At 42.7% G+C, this 16,705-nt stretch carries 14 protein-coding genes; 3 read left to right on the top strand and 11 right to left on the bottom strand.

Annotated features, from left to right (window positions below):
- Positions 1-64: 64 nt before the first annotated feature.
- On the bottom strand, positions 65-718 hold the full coding sequence (locus NST58_RS10895; RefSeq protein WP_076184328.1) for an HD domain-containing protein: 654 nt from the start codon (positions 716-718) through the stop codon (positions 65-67).
- A gap of 354 nt (positions 719-1,072) precedes the next feature.
- On the opposite strand from NST58_RS10895, the gene NST58_RS10890 reads away from it, so the two are divergent.
- Positions 1,073-2,350 (top strand): histidine--tRNA ligase, encoded by a 1,278-nt coding sequence (locus NST58_RS10890; protein WP_339247717.1) that lies wholly within the window; start codon positions 1,073-1,075, stop codon positions 2,348-2,350.
- Positions 2,351-2,515: 165 nt separating this feature from the next.
- On the opposite strand, the gene NST58_RS10885 is transcribed toward NST58_RS10890, so the two are convergent.
- From NST58_RS10885 to NST58_RS10875, 3 genes are all read right to left on the bottom strand, one after another.
- Positions 2,516-4,549, bottom strand: coding sequence for a methyl-accepting chemotaxis protein (locus tag NST58_RS10885; protein WP_076219368.1), 2,034 nt, complete (start codon positions 4,547-4,549; stop codon positions 2,516-2,518).
- A gap of 196 nt (positions 4,550-4,745) precedes the next feature.
- Entirely contained in the window at positions 4,746-5,792 is a 1,047-nt protein-coding gene (locus tag NST58_RS10880) for a bile acid:sodium symporter family protein (RefSeq protein ID WP_076276373.1), read from the bottom strand.
- Positions 5,793-5,913: 121 nt separating this feature from the next.
- Complete coding sequence (locus tag NST58_RS10875) at positions 5,914-6,867, bottom strand: radical SAM protein (protein WP_038569765.1); 954 nt, start codon at positions 6,865-6,867, stop codon at positions 5,914-5,916.
- Between the two features lie 402 nt (positions 6,868-7,269).
- Between NST58_RS10875 and NST58_RS10870 the strand changes: the two genes are divergently transcribed.
- Both NST58_RS10870 and NST58_RS10865 read left to right on the top strand, forming a co-directional pair.
- Positions 7,270-8,262: a hypothetical protein gene (locus tag NST58_RS10870; RefSeq protein WP_339247713.1), complete on the top strand. Its 993-nt coding sequence runs from the start codon at positions 7,270-7,272 to the stop codon at positions 8,260-8,262.
- Between the two features lie 82 nt (positions 8,263-8,344).
- Positions 8,345-8,899 carry a hypothetical protein gene (locus tag NST58_RS10865; protein ID WP_076276375.1) on the top strand — a complete coding sequence of 185 codons (555 nt, stop codon included), beginning with the start codon at positions 8,345-8,347 and terminating at the stop codon, positions 8,897-8,899.
- A gap of 581 nt (positions 8,900-9,480) precedes the next feature.
- Here the strand turns inward: NST58_RS10865 and NST58_RS10860 are convergent.
- The 7 genes from NST58_RS10860 to NST58_RS10830 all read right to left on the bottom strand — a co-directional run bounded on the left by NST58_RS10860 (position 9,481) and on the right by NST58_RS10830 (position 16,631).
- Positions 9,481-10,698 (bottom strand): stalk domain-containing protein, encoded by a 1,218-nt coding sequence (locus NST58_RS10860; RefSeq protein WP_256718966.1) that lies wholly within the window; start codon positions 10,696-10,698, stop codon positions 9,481-9,483.
- Positions 10,699-10,887: 189 nt separating this feature from the next.
- Complete coding sequence (locus NST58_RS10855) at positions 10,888-11,838, bottom strand: nucleoside hydrolase (RefSeq protein ID WP_076276377.1); 951 nt, start codon at positions 11,836-11,838, stop codon at positions 10,888-10,890.
- Positions 11,839-11,900: 62 nt separating this feature from the next.
- Entirely contained in the window at positions 11,901-12,191 is a 291-nt protein-coding gene (locus NST58_RS10850) for a hypothetical protein (RefSeq protein ID WP_076276378.1), read from the bottom strand.
- Between the two features lie 117 nt (positions 12,192-12,308).
- Positions 12,309-13,490: a MalY/PatB family protein gene (locus NST58_RS10845; RefSeq protein ID WP_076125027.1), complete on the bottom strand. Its 1,182-nt coding sequence runs from the start codon at positions 13,488-13,490 to the stop codon at positions 12,309-12,311.
- Between the two features lie 310 nt (positions 13,491-13,800).
- Complete coding sequence (locus NST58_RS10840; RefSeq protein WP_339248762.1) at positions 13,801-15,075, bottom strand: collagen-like protein; 1,275 nt, start codon at positions 15,073-15,075, stop codon at positions 13,801-13,803.
- Between the two features lie 282 nt (positions 15,076-15,357).
- A complete protein-coding gene (locus tag NST58_RS10835; RefSeq protein WP_076125023.1) occupies positions 15,358-16,011 on the bottom strand; it encodes a deoxynucleoside kinase in 654 nt (217 codons plus the stop codon).
- Complete coding sequence (locus tag NST58_RS10830) at positions 16,008-16,631, bottom strand: deoxynucleoside kinase (RefSeq protein WP_076191271.1); 624 nt, start codon at positions 16,629-16,631, stop codon at positions 16,008-16,010. Before NST58_RS10830 ends, NST58_RS10835 begins: the two co-directional genes overlap by 4 nt.
- Between the last annotated feature and the right edge of the window lie 74 nt (positions 16,632-16,705).

Below are 16,705 nucleotides of genomic sequence, written 5' to 3'. Positions count from 1 at the left end.
TTGTTCTGGTTAAAGCGGAAACTCCGCGATCCTTCCATCTTGTGCATACTTATCATTATAGCAGTTATTGGCGTCCTTGATTCCATTCCTTATAGAACTGGTCCAGAAAATTCAACATGAAATCATGCCGTTCTTCCGCTAACTTGCGTCCATAAGCCGTATTCATTAAGAATTTTAGTTTCAACAGCTTCTCATAAAAATGATTCACAGCCGTCCCTTTGCTATAATCCCTGTATTCCTTCTGCAGCGACTCCTCGCGTGGAGAAACTTCCGGATCATAAGCCGGACGTCCCTTTGCGCCTGAGAAAATAAAGGTTCTGGCAACGCCAATCGCGCCAAGTGCATCTAGTCGATCTGCATCCTGCACCACTTGACCTTCCAGAGTCTGCATAGGTTCTCCTCCACCACCACTAAAAGACATCGTTTCAACGATCAGCATGATATGACGAATTTGCTCCTCCTCTGTAAGGTTTGCCGTAAGCCAAGTGTGGACTTTAAGCAGACCTGCTTCTTTTGACGGATTAAGCTTCTCATCTGCAACATCATGCAGCAAGGCTGCCATCGTACAGATAAAAACATCCGCACGCTCGATCTCAGCAATTTCACATGCCGTGCTGCGGACCCGATGGGTGTGCCACCAGTCATGCCCCGTAGTATCTTGTCCTAGTTGTTCTTTCACAAATTCTTCCGCCCGGGCTATTATTAAAGGTTGATTCATCGTCAACAAGCTCCCCTCACCTATGAAATATCGAAGCCCTATTATAGCTGATTGCCTGTCCATTCGCCTACTAAAAATCTTTGTTATAACAAATTCTTACTTGCACGGCTCCAAATGATCCGCTATAATCGGCAGTAATCAAAATGTCGAAGGGAATTGATTCTGATGAACACCATAACAATCATGCTGAATCAACTTCATTATTATCACAAACAGCGTTAGCAACCCTGAAATTCTCAGGGAGGCTAACGCTACTCGCGTTGGCCTCCCTGCGGCATAGATCACGCGCAGGACCATGAGGTCCTGCGCGTTTTTTTATTTCTAAACTATGCCAATTCAAAGGAGCTACTAACGATGCAAAACATTAAAGGAACTTATGATTACTTCGGAAAAGAGCAGGCGCTCAGAAAGAACATTCAAAATACGCTGCAGGATTTGTTCGAACTCTATGATTTTGAATCCATGGACACCACATTATTAAATGAACTGGAGTTATTAACCTCGAAATATGCAGGTGGGGATGAAATTCTCAAGGAGATGTACCAACTCACCGATCAAGGAAACCGCAAGCTGGGCTTACGATATGATCTGACCATCCCTTTTGCCAAAGTGATCGCCTTAAATCCTGGAATAGTGTTTCCCTTCAAGCGTTATGAGATCGGAAAAGTATTCCGTGATGGTCCCGTGAAACGTGGGCGCCTGCGTGAATTTCTGCAATGCGATGTTGATGTTGTTGGTATTTCAGGACCTGAGGCGGAAGCTGAATTGATGCAGCTGGCCACAGAAGCTTTTCGCAAGCTGGACATCCCGATCATCCTAAAATGGAACAACAGACGTTTTCTCGGTGAGATCCTGGAATCGATTGGTGTACCTGCCGAGGACCAACTGTCCGTTATGCTAACCTTGGATAAATTAGAAAAAATCAACCTCGTCGGCGTGAAAAATGAATTGATCAGCAAGGAAATCGAATCTGCAACCATCGCTGATATTCTAGAGCTTATTGAAATGGACAATCCAAGCTTTGAGCAGTTATGCGAAAAATATAGTCTTACCGGACAACCGGGAGCAATGGAGGTTCTTGTCCTGCAAAAGCTGCTCCAAGACATTCAGCTGCAGCAGACTTGCCGTTTCGATCCCTTCTTATCCCGCGGGCTTTCTTTCTACACTGGAACCGTCTACGAGATCTTTGATGCATCCGGTTCCTTTACCTCAAGCTTGGGTGGTGGAGGCAGATATGACGCTATCATCGGACAGCTAGTGGGCAGAGAGGATATTCAATATCCTACGGTTGGCTTATCTTTTGGTATGGAGTCTATCATGGCGCTCCTTGCAGAACGTCCTATCCAAGAGCGCAAGACAGCAGAGGTTATGGTCATTCCGGTTGGCGAGACGCTCCCACAGGCTTTAATTGCAGCCGCCGAGCTCCGTGCCTGTTCTATCCGGACCAGTCTGGTATCCGGTAAAAGAAAACTTAAAAAGCAACTCGCCACAGCCTCATCCCAAAATATACGTTACGTTATTCTGATCGGCGAGAGTGAATCCAGTGCGGATAAGGTGCGTCTGAAGGATATGAAGGAACAAACAGAGGTTATAGTTCCATTAGATGAAGCTATCTACCTTATTACTAGCTAAACTGCTGCCTGATATCCTCCTAAAAAGATCTGCATAAAAAAAGACCCCGCCGGCGACCGGCGGGGTAAAGTCTATATATAAGGGAGGTTATACATGTACTATAACCCTGCAAGCTTAATATTTTATGAAAAAGAGATAAGGATTCCCTTAATTCATTTCAAACCCCTAGATCTTAAACTTATCTACTAACCCCTGAAGCTCTTTGGCACTTTGAGTATTTTCATCGGCCATAGTAACCTCTAGGAATGTTTTTTCCACGATATCCGCCGTTTTCACCGCGATATCCTGAATCCCTATAGCTCCTTCGTTTACTGTAGCAGCTACCTCATTAACGGCAATATTAATACTCGATATGGCCATACTCAAATGATCGGCTGCGCTCTCGAATTGTTTTAACAGCGTATTTACAGTAGCAGCATCACTGTTGTATTGCTGACTTACCTCAGTTAATCGTTCATAATCTGCTAGGACATTCTGGTCAATAAAAGAAAGTAATGCCTCAGAATTCTCCTTCATGGATTCAACAGAGGAATATACACCTGTTACCACACCTTGAATTCCGGCCGCAATCTTAGACGACTTCTCAGCCAACTTCCGAATCTCACCAGCTACAACCGCAAAACCTTTACCTGCCTCCCCCGCTCTTGCCGCTTCTATAGCTGCATTCAGGGCCAGCAGATTGGTCTGACTGGCAATGGATAGAATCGTATCCGTCAGTACATTAATCTCTGCAATCGCGCTCGACTGCTCAATCGCTTTTTCCATATCGATTCGCACGGATTCATAAATTTGTTTAGCATTCGTCGTAGATTCTGTTGCCTCATCCTGAAGAGTCAGCGCCCGCTCACTAATTTGTCTAGAAACGGCAGCGCCTTCCTTCACATTATTGGTGATCCCGGATACATTGTTATCAATTTCAGTAATTGCTGCTGTCATTTCCTCTGTGGAGGCTGCGGTCTCTTCCATACCTGCCGATAGCTGCTGCGTAGTCGCTGAATTATCGTGGGCATTTTCCCGCACATCTATAGACAGCTTCTCCAGCGTTTCTGCATTTTCAAGCACTTTGGACGAGATCGTAATTAAACTTCCAGCCATCTCACGAAGTGTAGCCCGGGTGCTGAACATCGCTTTGGCGATCGTCCCTGTCTCATCTTTGTTTTTAGTCAAATACTCATACTCTGAGTCATGCGTCAAATTCAATTCTGCCGTTTTATTAATCATGTCCGTTAGTTTAACAATCGGAGAAGAGATTTTTTTAGCAAAATAAAGAGCAATCAGCAAGGCAATAATCAAACTTCCCACACCAAGAAATAAGTTGAAATTTCTCATATCAGTGACAGGTTTCACGATTTCATCGAGGTCTGCGGTTAATACAAGCAACCAGTGCGTCTCAGATAAAACTGTATAGGTTGATTTTTTTTCCACACCATTATATGTATTATTGAGCAGGCCATCCGCTACCTTCTCACCAGATTTCACACGCTCCATAACAGCTGCGATCTGCGTATTCTCAATAGGCTGACCAATTTGTGTTTTATCCGGATAATATAATTTATTGCCGTTCTCATCCAGTAAATAAGCGTAAGAGCTCGTCGTGTTTACCACTTTGGTATCGGCCAAATACTTAATCATACTATCTGCGGAAACAGCTGATGCAATAAATCCAATCATCTTTCCATTACTCTTTACGGGCTGTACAAAAGCCACTACATAAGCTCCTGTAGATTTTGATTTCAGCGTTTCACTGATCACAGGCTCAGCCGTCTCCATTACTCTTTTCGTATAATCTCTTTCACTAAAATCTGTCCCTATAAGCTTAGTATCACTGTCAGCCACACTAATACCTTTCATATCACTGACTAGAATGTGCTCAAGGTTTCCTGCTTCCTCCACAATGCTTTGTAGACTGGCGTTCACCTCATTCTGAAGCTTATCTCCTTTGTTAACTCCACCATTCCCAGCTTGCAGCAGTAGATCAACAATTTCCGAACGGCTCGCAATAAGCTCTGTGCTTCTCCGCTCTTTTGCTATCATGGCTGATATAGTCTGAGCTTTGTTCGTATTGACCTGCTTCATAGAATTCTCAGTAAGATTCACAATCGCCTGAGTTGATTTCAAATACGTAAATATCCCCATTACAGAAATACATAAAAGGGTCACACCTATCATAACAAGTGATAACTTTAGGCGAATCTTCATATTCTTTTCATCCTTCCGACTGCTTGTTCATTTGCGAACAATGAAATTGTAAATAATACAATTACTATCGGGTGGCAAAGTTGAATAGTGAATATAAATCGCGCAAAAATAAGAAATATATCATAAAATGTCGAAAATTTTCATGTAAATGAATAAAATATCACAGCTTTTAGGTCATATATCCTTCACAAGATGGTTAACAAGGCCTGTCATCTGTCCTAGAAGAACTAGGTGGTTCTAGCTGAGAGACCGTATTCGCTTGCATTAATGCACCCTCACTTAACAGTCGTTTAGTTCTACTACGTAAAAATAGACCAGACATCGCAGCGAGTATTTGTTGGAATAACATCCCCGAAATTACTGGAAGCGCAACAGCAGGAGGAAAATATTTCACCGCTAATACAGCTCCTGCACTTAAATTCCGCATACCCGAATTAAACTGCACCGCAACGGAATCTTCATAACTAAAGCGGAAACGGCGTGACACCAAAGCTCCGATCACATAGCCAAGCACAACGGTTATGAAGGTCACTCCAATAATGATCGCTAATTTGCCATCCGGATGTTTCAGATAACGGGCAATGCTGGCCCCATTAATAGAAACAACTACAAACAATCCGACTTTAACAAACGGAGCAAGCGGCGGACCACATACCGTATTTACTTTCCCTTTTGTCCATTGATTCAGCAGCATCCCAACTACAGAAGGAATGACTACCATCCATAGCAGCCCTTTCATCATATCGCCTAGCTGAATTTCAACACTCGCTCCCATCAGCAAATATAAGGTACCCGGGACAACAATGGGCGACAAGAGCGTATCAATCAGAATAAGCGCCAATGTCAGCGCAATATTCCCTCCGTACATCGACACCCATACCACACTTACAACACCTGTAGGAATCGCGAACAACAATACATAACCAGTTACTGTATATGGATCTCCCGGAAAAAAAGCCATGGCTGCAAGCCAGCCGATCAGCGGCATTACAATATGTAAAATTACCATTAGAATAATCAGCTTCTGAGGTTTCAGAAGTACCCCCAACAGATCCTTTAGGTTGGACTTCAAGCTACCGATCAGCGTCATTACAGCAAAAATCCAGGGCACGAGACCTGTGAACGGCAGCAGTCTGCTTTCGTTAAGTACGCCGACCACGATGGCCGTGGGTGTTAATAACGGCATAATCTTTTCTAGAACAACATTAGATTTGATGAGTCCATTTCTTATATTAGCAAACACTTGGCAGTACACCTTATGTATGAAGCTCATACATCCCTTATCTTTGTTTTTTATTAAGTCTACCATAAAAAAATAGGAACCAATTCTTAAATTGGTCCCTCGAATTAATCTATATAGAGTGTTAAACTTCTATGCCTTGTGGAAACAATGCATCCAGTGCTGGGCAGGGTTGCTTATCCAAAAACTGTGCCAATGGCGCTGGCATATTATTGTATAAATCTTTTAGTGAAGTTCCTTGATAAATGTTGCCGATAATCACCGGATGGCAAAGCTCTGAAATCAAAATGTCGCCATTTCCATGCAGATGAAGCTGCTTCTTCCCCTCAATACAGTGAGGAAAATACACACCCGGCTGCTCTTCGAACCCAAGGGCGTCCATAAAGCGGTCCATACAGGTGAAATACAGAATCGTATCTTCTTTCTTCCGTGCGATCAGCTCGCTCACTGCATTCTTTAATTGTTCCCGTGCAGCTATAGACTTCCAACCCGTATGATCCATGATAATACTGTTCTGAATTTCATGTGTGCGCACGCCCATTGCGTAGACATGATCGCTGATCTCCTTCATATTATCCTGGGTTTCACTGAACAGCAGCGTCTCCAGTACGGTATCCACACTTGTTGCAGCGAATAGGGTAATATTTTCTCTTATTTTTTCATAGATGCTTGGATGAATATTATAATATTTTGAGAAAGCTTCCGCAGTAGTAAAATTGAAGGAAATATGTATAGTCGTTAATCCTGCGGAGACCAATTGGCCAATTCGTTCAGCATTTAAAAGACTGCCGTTGGAATTTAACTGTGTCTGAATCCCTCTGGATGCGCAGTAGGTTACAATTTCCACACAGTCATCGAATTTCAGCGTCACTTCTCCACCTGATAAGCGTACTCTTTTAAGGCCTGGAAGTTCGTCCAGAATGCGGATGACCTCTTTTGCTTTGATGCTTTGTCCATCATTTCTATTATATGCACAGCAATAATCGCAGCGGAAATTACAGTTCGAAGTTACCCCTATTTCTAACCCTTCCAGCTCATAAGTAAGCGGTTTGTCGAGCTCTAATGCTTTATATCTCATACTCTAAAGTCCTCCTGAAAAATAATGAATTTAGTTCAAAAGTTCAACCTTAGAGATTATATAGGTTTATGGCTTAGGTTAATGTGAGTTTTATAACATTCGAATTGCCAGCTATAACAGCTAACGATCGTGACTACGGAAATATCCGTTCTTCCAACCGGATTTTTCTCCAGTTTCCTTTGTTATTACCGTATCAATTGGTAATTTTACATTACTTTCACTCTGGATTATATAGACCATTTTAAATTAAAGGAGCTTCTATATGAAGAAAGAACGGTACTCTCGAAGCGCATTCCTGAATCTCTCCTTCATTCGATTATGTTAATCATTGACAGATTTTCATAAGATCTTATATACTAATAAAGAGCCAAAATATAGTATTTTTGGTAAAAAAGGAGGATTATGATGATATTCCGAAAAATTGCCTCATTAGTACTGATTAGTTCTTTACTTCTTGGATCAACAGGTGTTGTAAGCGCTTCAAGTAGCAACAACAACGATGTCGAAGCACAGATTAGTAAGATTTATCAAGAAAGAGCGGATCTACTGGGAGAACATAAGGCTGGCTACGAAATAGAATATGAAAAGCTAGGGAAGGAACTAGAATCTTTGGGGGTAGATTTTTTAACTCCAGAGGAAGCACAAGTTGTAATAGCACAAAAAAAATCCTTAGGAACAGACAGCTCACAAATACAACCATTTGTTGATTTACCGGCGAGCACAAACATTGTTTGGTCTAGTTTCCGGTCTAACTGGGTCAAAAATGGGGTTACATATGAAGTTCAACATGTAACGGCAGAATCTAATGCTCAAAATTCTGCACTCAAAAATACGGGAGTAACGTTTCTTTCAAACTCAAATTCGTTGCAAGCGGGGGTTTCCAATCTTTTGGTGTCAGCTGCGACAACTACTCTTGGTTCATTTAATAGTTATGTAGGTGCTACCATAACTATATATGACGCGGTAAAGAACTTTATTTCTGATTCTAACTTTAGTAAAACAACTACAGTCAAAAATATTTCGGCGAGTTATACTTGGAACTGGTACGAATCAGTAGATTTTATGTTTATAAAAGAAGCTAGCAAGTCTGATTCTTATCAAAGTTTAGCATTAATTACTAGTACAGTTAGCGGCGCTAGTGCATATTCTATTCCTACGTTTAGCTATGCTTCAACAACTGGTGCCACAACAAATGCAACAATAAATCAGGGATCATCGAAACAATTTAGTTATACTGCCCTGTATCATAGAGATTCTTCTGCCGCAATAAATTATTATCTCAGCGGGCCTACTGCAACTTCTTTCATAACAAAAATTACTCTTACCGGGATTGATGGTAAAACCGTTCAAACTATTACCCCTGCTATGCCTATGGGTATGGGTTATTTATTGTAATAGATTTCAATTATTTGAAGTTGAGATTTGCGTCAAAGCGTTTTTGACGTAAATCTCAACTATTTTAATTTGGAGGGGAATTATGAGATTAAAGAAACCTATAACCTTAATTTCAGTTGTACTATTTTTAGTGCTAATAGGTGTTGCTTTGTTTTTATATAACTACAATTTCCCGAAAAAGGTTAACGTAGAACGTACTGCCGTCGTGTTCACCCTTAACAACTCTGCTTCAGCTAAAAGTACCATAATTAAGGTTAATGGGACACTATATAAACCAATATTTGGTCAAAAGAAATTTGTTGGAAATGTCTCAATAGATGCCTATGACTTCACAAAAGATCAAGAGGTCACTGTATATATCACTAAAAGAAATAAAGGCATAAATATGAGTACTCTATTTTATCTAGACTCCTCCGCACCATACGAAATAAATCAATACGCTCTAATGTGGTTTGATGATAAATTTGAAAACATCAATATTTGGCCATCTACTAACTGGATAGATGTTAAAGAGAAGAATTTGGCTTTCATTGCTACGGGTTCTAATTATGAACAAGCATTACAAACTCAAATAATGATGAGAAAGAAATTTGGTGATATGTTTGTTCCTCATGAATATGATTCGTTAGTTAAATGACTTGAGTATTGCGATTAATGGAATTGATCCGATCAATAGAAAAGCCCTCTGCAGATGCAGAGGCCAATGAAGAACTTACAATTTTTCTGTGCTACTGCTTAATGAACGATAAAACACAACACCTGCTCCGAACTTCGGACTGGTTTCGTATTTTTGGTCTCTTTATGCCCTCAGTTGTGTTCACCTCCAACACTCGAAAGATTGGCGTTAAACGCTTATGAAGACAGCAATCGGCTGCCAGTTACGGAGGCTAATTATCCACGCCATCCATTTATCCATTTTTTCTTGAGATTTTGCATGTGCATAGTTATATCGTTGAGTGTAACCTCCGTATCTAAATAACGTTCTTCATACTTTGGTATTAAAAGATACTCGCAAGCAGCGGCATAGCAGTCCAATTGTTCAACACTCTCATCTGATATTCTCTCTAAACAGTTGCATTCTGCCCATAAAAAAACCTTAGGTAGATAAAACACCCACCTTCAATAGTATTTATTCTATAGAGAACAGAAAAAACCTATCGCCTCCAAAGAGGCGATAGGTTTAACCTTCGCGGTACCACTCTTTTTGATCGTTGCTGCTTACTCTACTGACTTCCCCATCTCGTTCCAGACAGGCTGTCCGATCAGACCTAAACGCCAGATTGCAATTCCTTTAAGGCCATAACGTTTAGCAAGTCCTACCTTCGAATTCACTGAAGATTCGTTTTCGCTATACACAGAGATCCCGAGGATCAGCTTATCCTTACTCACTTGCTGAAGCGCAAGCCGGATGCCTTCATCAACTAAACTCATCGGCTCTGGAACTTTTTTCTCTTGTAAATAATCGTACGCCATAATGACCAAATCATCTGCAAGTGTTCCTAAAGTTTTGTAATCATAACCTTTATAAGAACTATTTAATGGATGAAGAATAACGGTAAGTTTAAGTCCTGCTGCATGTGCTTTTTGTGATAGGTTTTTCACAAAAGCATTGTAATCCGCTTGCACCTTCGCCTTATCACCTGTTAGACCTAGGCCCTCCAGATCCAGGGTGATGCCTTGGAATCCTTTTTGCGTTGCAAGATCTACGATTCCAGTAATCGTCTGTTCTTGAAGCTGCTTATCTTCCAGGTTCTTAGTTAATTCTGATGCGGTATCTCCAGAGAAGACCATCAGATAAGGAGCTGTTCCACCTGCCGCTGCATTCGTGACAATTGATTCTGGTGTTACGTCACCAGCCGCCTGAGGCCATTTGAAATCAGTCCCCGTTGTGGTGAATTGCCCGCTTTTATCAATCCCACTCCAACCGAAGGCCACAGCATCAAAATTAGGAAGTAAGGAAATCTCACTATAAGAACTCAGCGCATAGAAACCAAGAGTGTACAGCTCAGTCTTCGGCGAAGTAATAGATACGGTCTTCGTGGATTGATTCCAAGCTACACCCGCACCAAACTGCTGGCCAAAGAAGCTAAGGGGAATCATCGTTGTATCCCGGATCGTTTGCGGAGCAACTCCTAACTTCACAACCGCGCCGTTAACACCTGCATTTTTGCTGCCAAGGGTCAGGGTTACGACTTTGATCCCTGCAGTATCTGTTTTGGTAGCCGTAATTTTCTTCTGCGCTTGATTCCACTCGACATTAATTCCCAAAGCTTCAGATATAGCTCGGAATGGCACCATCGTTGTTCCGCTCATCACAACAGGTTCTACTGGAAAGGGTAGTGGATAACCATCCAGCACAATACTAACTCCACCAGCTGTGGCTGCCTGTGTGGTATTTTGGAATAACGCCGTGGTGCCTCCTAGCGAAATAGCCATACATAATACTAATTTACCGATTCGCTTATTCATGAATGTTAAGTCTCCCTCTTCTATGATATGCAGTCTAATCTTGTAAACTCTTATATGTCCTCTACCATTTTACCAAAGATTATCCAATTGTAAAATTAATAGATTGTCATCTTTGAGCTTCGAAATTATTTGTCATATTAGAAGAGGTCGGCAAAATTACATAAACACGCTCAAAAAGGTTCCCACTGCTCGTTCAACATCTACATCCACTGCAACTTGTATGGGTTTACCCACTTTTGGCTGAGCCCGCAAGTCCGCTACGACCATTCCCGATGTAAACTCACCTTTATGCTCCACACGAACATTCATCTCTTTGTAGGTTACTAGATCTGGTTGCAGCGCAACCATAAGTGCGAGTGGATCATGCAGCGGTGCGCTGTTGATCAAAAAGTTCGCTTCACGATAGAAATTAAAATAATGAGTAAGCGATTGTTCCATAAACGAAATGATCGCTTTATTTTCTTCACGTCCAAAACGGTTTAATAAATCGATATGCTCTTGTGTAATCCGCGTCTTAAGCGTAACGTCTAGACCCACCATCATAACAGGAAGCCCAGATGTAAATACATGATCAGCAGCTTCCGGATCCCCAGCAATATTCGCTTCCGCAACCGGTGTTCTATTGCCGGGATTGAAGATCGTACCGCCCATCACCACTACTTTTTTCAAAGTATTCTTAATACCAGGGTCTATATCAAGCGCCATTGAAAGGTTGGTTAAATGTGCCAGTGTGACTAATACAATCTCTCCGGGATTCTCATTAGCCATCCGAACAATAAACTCAGATGCAGTTTCGCTAATGGGACGCTGGCTGGATGGAGCAATTTCCACATTGCCAATACCGTTCTCACCATGCACATGAGTGGCGTAGCCTGAGTGTTCACGAACAAGTGCCTTGGATGCTCCGATCGCTACAGGAATCTCATAACCGGGCTTAGCAAGCTCAATTAGCCGCAGTGAATTGTCCGCCGCCTTTTCGACCTCAATATTTCCAAAAACGGTTGTAATTCCTTCTACAATTACGTTTGGAGCACGTAAGGCATATAGAATCGCCAGTGCATCGTCAATACCTGTATCTGCATCAATAATAATTCGTGTTTTGCTCATTTATGTTCTCTCCCATTATGTTTTTTCATAAAAACTATCATATCACGGCCAACGAGGATCGCTCAATTTTTATTCAATTCCTGTTCTTTAAAAGCATCAATAAACCGCTCAGGATCACACTCTATCAAATAAGCATACACGCCCTTACTCGTGTGGAGATAGAACATACCACCCATATCCCCCATTGAGCGATAAGACATATCGAAAATATCTTTTAGCGGGAATTCCCGATGACGAGTTACAATTCTATCTTGATACAGATACATTAGCCGATTGGAAGCAACACTTCGTTGTTCTCCATCCCTAATTTCCCGTTGTATCTTATAATACGGAAGCTGAGCTACCCATTTCATTTGCAGTCCTCCTGCATGTCGTAATGGACTCCATTTTATTATTCTTTTTACCCTATTGCAAAATAAAGAAGCTTAACGATCCCATTAGCGGAATCATCAAGCTTCAGTAATCACCGTTTATTTCGTTGTATAAGCTGCGGCTGCCTTACAAAAGCGTTCCAATGCCTCAACTAACGTGGATCTCGGACAAGCCAGATTAATCCGCAGATGGCCTTTGCCTTCTGTTCCGAAAACAGAACCTTCATTAAACGCAACTTTAGCTTCTTTGTACATCAGCTGCTTCAGACCGTCTATTTCCAAGTTCAGTTCGCGGCAATCCACCCAGAGCAGGTAGGTTCCTTGCGGCTGCATCACATGAACCTGTGGTAAATGCTCCGCCAAATAGCTGACCGTATAATCCACATTATCTGATACATATTGTAACAGCTCATCCAGCCATTCTTCTCCGTCATTGTAAGCGGCTTGTACCGCTCCTTGCGCAAAGAAACTAGCCATATGTAAGCTCAAGGCTTTCATTTTTTGATCGAATTTACGTTTCAATTCCGGATTCGAGGACACGATAAAAGAGGATTGAAGTCCCGGAAGATTGAAGGTTTTGGTCGCGGCAAGTGTAGTTAACGTAATATTGGCAATTTCCTCAGACAAGGATGCAAAAGGAATATGCTCATACCCTGGAAGCGCCAAATCACAATGGATCTCATCAGAGATTACTGTCACTCCGTGACGCAAGCACAGTTCACCGAGCTTCAACAGCTCTTCTCTTTCCCATACTCTACCGCCTGGATTATGCGGACTGCATAACAGCAGCAGCTTCGCGCCCCCCAACATCAGCCCTTCTAACTGCTCATAATCCATCTCAAAGCGCCCATTACGGACGATAAGCGGATTTTTGGCAACCTTCCGGTCATTCATCTGAATGACATCATAGAAGGGATAATAAACTGGCGATTGTAAAATAACCTCGTCCCCAGGCTCAGTAAACAGTTCAACAGAGAGACTTAAGGAAGTTACAATTCCGGGAGAATCTGAAATCCACTCCGGTTTGATCTGCCAATCATGCCGTCTTTTAAACCATGACGTGATGGCTTCTTTATAAGTATCACTAGGTACACTATAACCGTAAACTCCTTGTTCTGCGCGGCGCAGAATGGCTTCCTTCACTGCGGGAGGACTTTCAAAATCCATGTCTGCCACCCAAAGCGGCATAATATCCTTCTCACCGAATAACTTCTCGGATTGGTCCCATTTGTAAGAGCTAGTATTACGGCGGTCAATTACGCGATCGAAATCATACTTCAACTAAAGTCACCTCATCCTTATAAACTTATCTTTTATTGTATCATGAGGAAACCGATATAGCATCTTAAGATAGAATCAAAAGAATTCACATAAATAGATGATTAATTTCAAGTCGTTAGGCGATAGAAAAACAATAGAATGTTAGCATCACCTTGATTAAAAAATGAACTTGTTCGATTGCTGCTTTTTTGAAAGCCAGTAAATACTCTGAGTAAAGAGGAAGACCTTCATTCGTCCTCCTCTTTACAATAATCATAAGTAAAATCACCAATATTAAGGTGACCAACTTATCTATACGAAATACACCTTGTTACGCTAATTGTGTAATAACGAGATGTGCTGAAACAGATCTTGTTCCTCCAGCGAGAGGAGTAATAGTAAGTGCAGTAGAGTTACCAGCAGGATTGCGAACGGTCAGGATGGTGTTAATGACCGTTGTTTGCACTATAGCCATTTCTACGATTTGCGATGTACCTGTTGCACGTCCAACAACAGTATAGGCAAGATCCGCACCATTAAGAGTCAAGATGAGTTGTCCCGCTTCGGTTACACTAACCTGAAACAAAACCTGATAAGTCCCTATTGCCGCTAAATTAAACGAACTAGGACCTGTTCGTGCAATTGTCGTCCCGCTAGTAGGTCCGTTTTGAGGAAAACTTACGTCTGTGCCCGGTGCTACAGTTGCTGCATTATCAGGAGGCATTAGGGCAAAAAAATCAGCAAAACCTAATACGCCTCCTGTTGCCCCGGTTGCGCCCGTTGCTCCTGCTGCTCCCGGTGCTCCGGTTGCTCCCGCGGCTCCTGCTGCTCCCGGTGCTCCTGCTGCTCCCGGTGCCCCGGTTGCGCCCGTTGCTCCTGCTGCTCCCGGTGCTCCGGTTGCTCCCGCGGCTCCTGCTGCCCCCGGTGCTCCTGCTGCTCCCGGCGCCCCGGTTGCTCCCGTTGCTCCTGCTGCTCCCGGTGCTCCTGCTGCTCCCGGTGCTCCGGCTGCTCCCGGTGCTCCGGCCGCTCCCGGTGCTCCTGTTGCTCCGGTTGCTCCCGGTGCTCCTGGTGCTCCCGGTGCTCCCGGCGCTCCCGGCGCTCCCGGCGCTCCGGTTGCTCCTACAAAACCTTGTGGTCCTATAGCTCCTGCAGGACCCGGTAAACCTTGCGGTCCCTGAGGACCTACAACTCCTTGGGCACCCGGAACGCCTTGCGCACCCTGAGGACCAACGGGTCCCGCTACACCCTGTGGACCAATCGCTCCCGCTGGCCCGGGTTCACCTTGAGGTCCTTGGGGTCCCGGAGGTCCGCCGGCAGGTCCTTGAGGTCCTTCAGCTCCTTGGAATCCTCGTGCTCCTTGAGCTCCGGGAATGCCTTGGGCCCCTTGTATTCCTTGGAGTCCTTGTGCTCCTTGCGGCCCTTGCGGTCCTGTAGCACCAACAACTGTCGGAGTAGTAACATTCACTTCTGGTGGAGGACAGGTTACTTTTACAATCTTCTTAATAACCTTTCGGCGATGTTCTTTTCTTTTTCTTTTCGAAGGAAATACAGTGGCGACTTTTTTCTTATGACACTTTTTATCGTCTGGACAACTCAATGCGTACACCTCCCTATAAAGATAGTTCAGTGTACGCATCTTATTAATTTTAGACATGGACCAATAACTAGTTTCTATTAGACTGGAACCTATTTTTATAAAAAAGGGCTAATAAAATAGGAGGTGGCCCTTAAGCACATTACAATGTCCACACCATTTTAATTTACTTTTCGTATTTTATGATTAGGACAACTGACACTTCCCTATTAGGCCCAAATCATAGATTTGGGTCTTTTTTTGAGCACATAAAAAAACAACCCCCAAACCACGGGAGCTGCTAATCATCAACTATTATATTGTATCAACAGGCTTACGAATGGTGTTGCCTACCTTCGTAAGAATATCCGCCATTGATGCCGAATCATTCACGTCATAATCATCAATGTTCAGTCGGAGCACTGGGCAAGCTGTAAACTCATTGATCCATTTCGAATATCTGCCATGCATATGTTCCCAGTAGGACACGTCCGTTTGAATTTCCATTTCACGGCCACGTTCATTAATTCGCGCTAAAATAGAAGGAAGACTGCCTTCAATATAAATCAGTACATCAGGGTGCGGGAAATAGGGTGTCATAACCATAGCTTCATACAAGCTTGTATAGGTTTCATAGTCTGTCTTAGACATCGTGCCTTGATCCGCATGCATTTTAGCAAAAATACCAGTGTCCTCATAAATCGAGCGATCTTGAACAAAACCACCGCCCATTTCGAACATTTTCTTCTGTTCTTTAAAACGTTCGGCTAGGAAATAGATCTGTAGATGAAAACTCCATCTCTCAAAATCATGATAGAATTTTTCAAGATAAGGATTATGATCAACTTGCTCCAGCGAGGTTTGAAAATTCAACCTTTTAGCCAAAGCACCTGTTAAAGTGGATTTCCCCACCCCCACGGTTCCTGCCACTGTAATTATGGCGTTATCTGGGATGTTATATGGATTCATTTCATTAGCTCCTTTAGGTGAGAGGCAATTTCGACGAAGTGTTCTGGGTTCTCCACGAAATCGACTGCATTTCCATCTATGGTAATAATAACGGTAGACGGCTCTTGAATCGCTAGAGAGGCCATCGCATCATCATAATCTTCTATCAATTGCTGCAAATACGCAGTATCCATCCCCCCCTCAAAAGGGCGTCCGCGTTTGGCAATTCTTTTTAACAAGGTATCGAGATCCGCTTTTATATAGAGAATAATATTTGGCTTCGGCAGGTCATCCGTCAGCACATGATAGATTTGTCGATACTTTTCTCGTTTCGTTCCCTTCAGCGTTCGTTCCCCAAAGATAAGGTTCTTATAAATATGATAATCCGAGATCACCGGTTTACCTTTATCTATGTATTGAGTTACTGTATCTTCAAGCTGCTTGTACCGATTACAGAGAAAAAACATCTCCAGTTGAAAGCTCCAGTCATCCATGTTCTGATAAAATTTAGCTAGAAACGGATTTTCATCAACAATCTCCTTAATAATCGGTAAGTTTAATTCCTCTGCAAGCATCGAAGCTAATGTTGTTTTTCCAGCCCCGATCGGGCCTTCCACTGCAATAAACGGTGCATGTTTCATTGATGCTGACTTCCTCCTCAGATACGGACCCTTCAATAACTATTTTTAAAAACAGACTAAATTATTGTATCACA

The organism is Paenibacillus sp. FSL R10-2796 (genome assembly GCF_037965315.1).
GTDB classification, from domain to species: domain Bacteria; phylum Bacillota; class Bacilli; order Paenibacillales; family Paenibacillaceae; genus Paenibacillus_AQ; species Paenibacillus_AQ odorifer.
This window is presented reverse-complemented; position numbering and strand designations above follow the sequence as displayed.

Excerpts from the sequence above, each read along its gene's own strand:
- NST58_RS10895 (WP_076184328.1), bottom strand. The coding sequence starts at position 718 with ATGAATCAACCTTTAATAATAGCCCGGGCGGAAGAATTTGTGAAAGAA.
- NST58_RS10890 (WP_339247717.1), top strand. The coding sequence starts at position 1,073 with ATGCAAAACATTAAAGGAACTTATGATTACTTCGGAAAAGAGCAGGCG.
- NST58_RS10885 (WP_076219368.1), bottom strand. The coding sequence starts at position 4,549 with ATGAAGATTCGCCTAAAGTTATCACTTGTTATGATAGGTGTGACCCTT.
- NST58_RS10875 (WP_038569765.1), bottom strand. The coding sequence starts at position 6,867 with ATGAGATATAAAGCATTAGAGCTCGACAAACCGCTTACTTATGAGCTG.
- NST58_RS10870 (WP_339247713.1), top strand. The coding sequence starts at position 7,270 with ATGATGATATTCCGAAAAATTGCCTCATTAGTACTGATTAGTTCTTTA.
- NST58_RS10865 (WP_076276375.1), top strand. The coding sequence starts at position 8,345 with ATGAGATTAAAGAAACCTATAACCTTAATTTCAGTTGTACTATTTTTA.
- NST58_RS10860 (WP_256718966.1), bottom strand. The coding sequence starts at position 10,698 with ATGGCTATTTCGCTAGGAGGCACCACGGCGTTATTCCAAAATACCACA.
- NST58_RS10855 (WP_076276377.1), bottom strand. The coding sequence starts at position 11,838 with ATGAGCAAAACACGAATTATTATTGATGCAGATACAGGTATTGACGAT.
- NST58_RS10850 (WP_076276378.1), bottom strand. The coding sequence starts at position 12,191 with ATGAAATGGGTAGCTCAGCTTCCGTATTATAAGATACAACGGGAAATT.
- NST58_RS10835 (WP_076125023.1), bottom strand. The coding sequence starts at position 16,011 with ATGAATCCATATAACATCCCAGATAACGCCATAATTACAGTGGCAGGA.
- NST58_RS10830 (WP_076191271.1), bottom strand. The coding sequence starts at position 16,631 with ATGAAACATGCACCGTTTATTGCAGTGGAAGGCCCGATCGGGGCTGGA.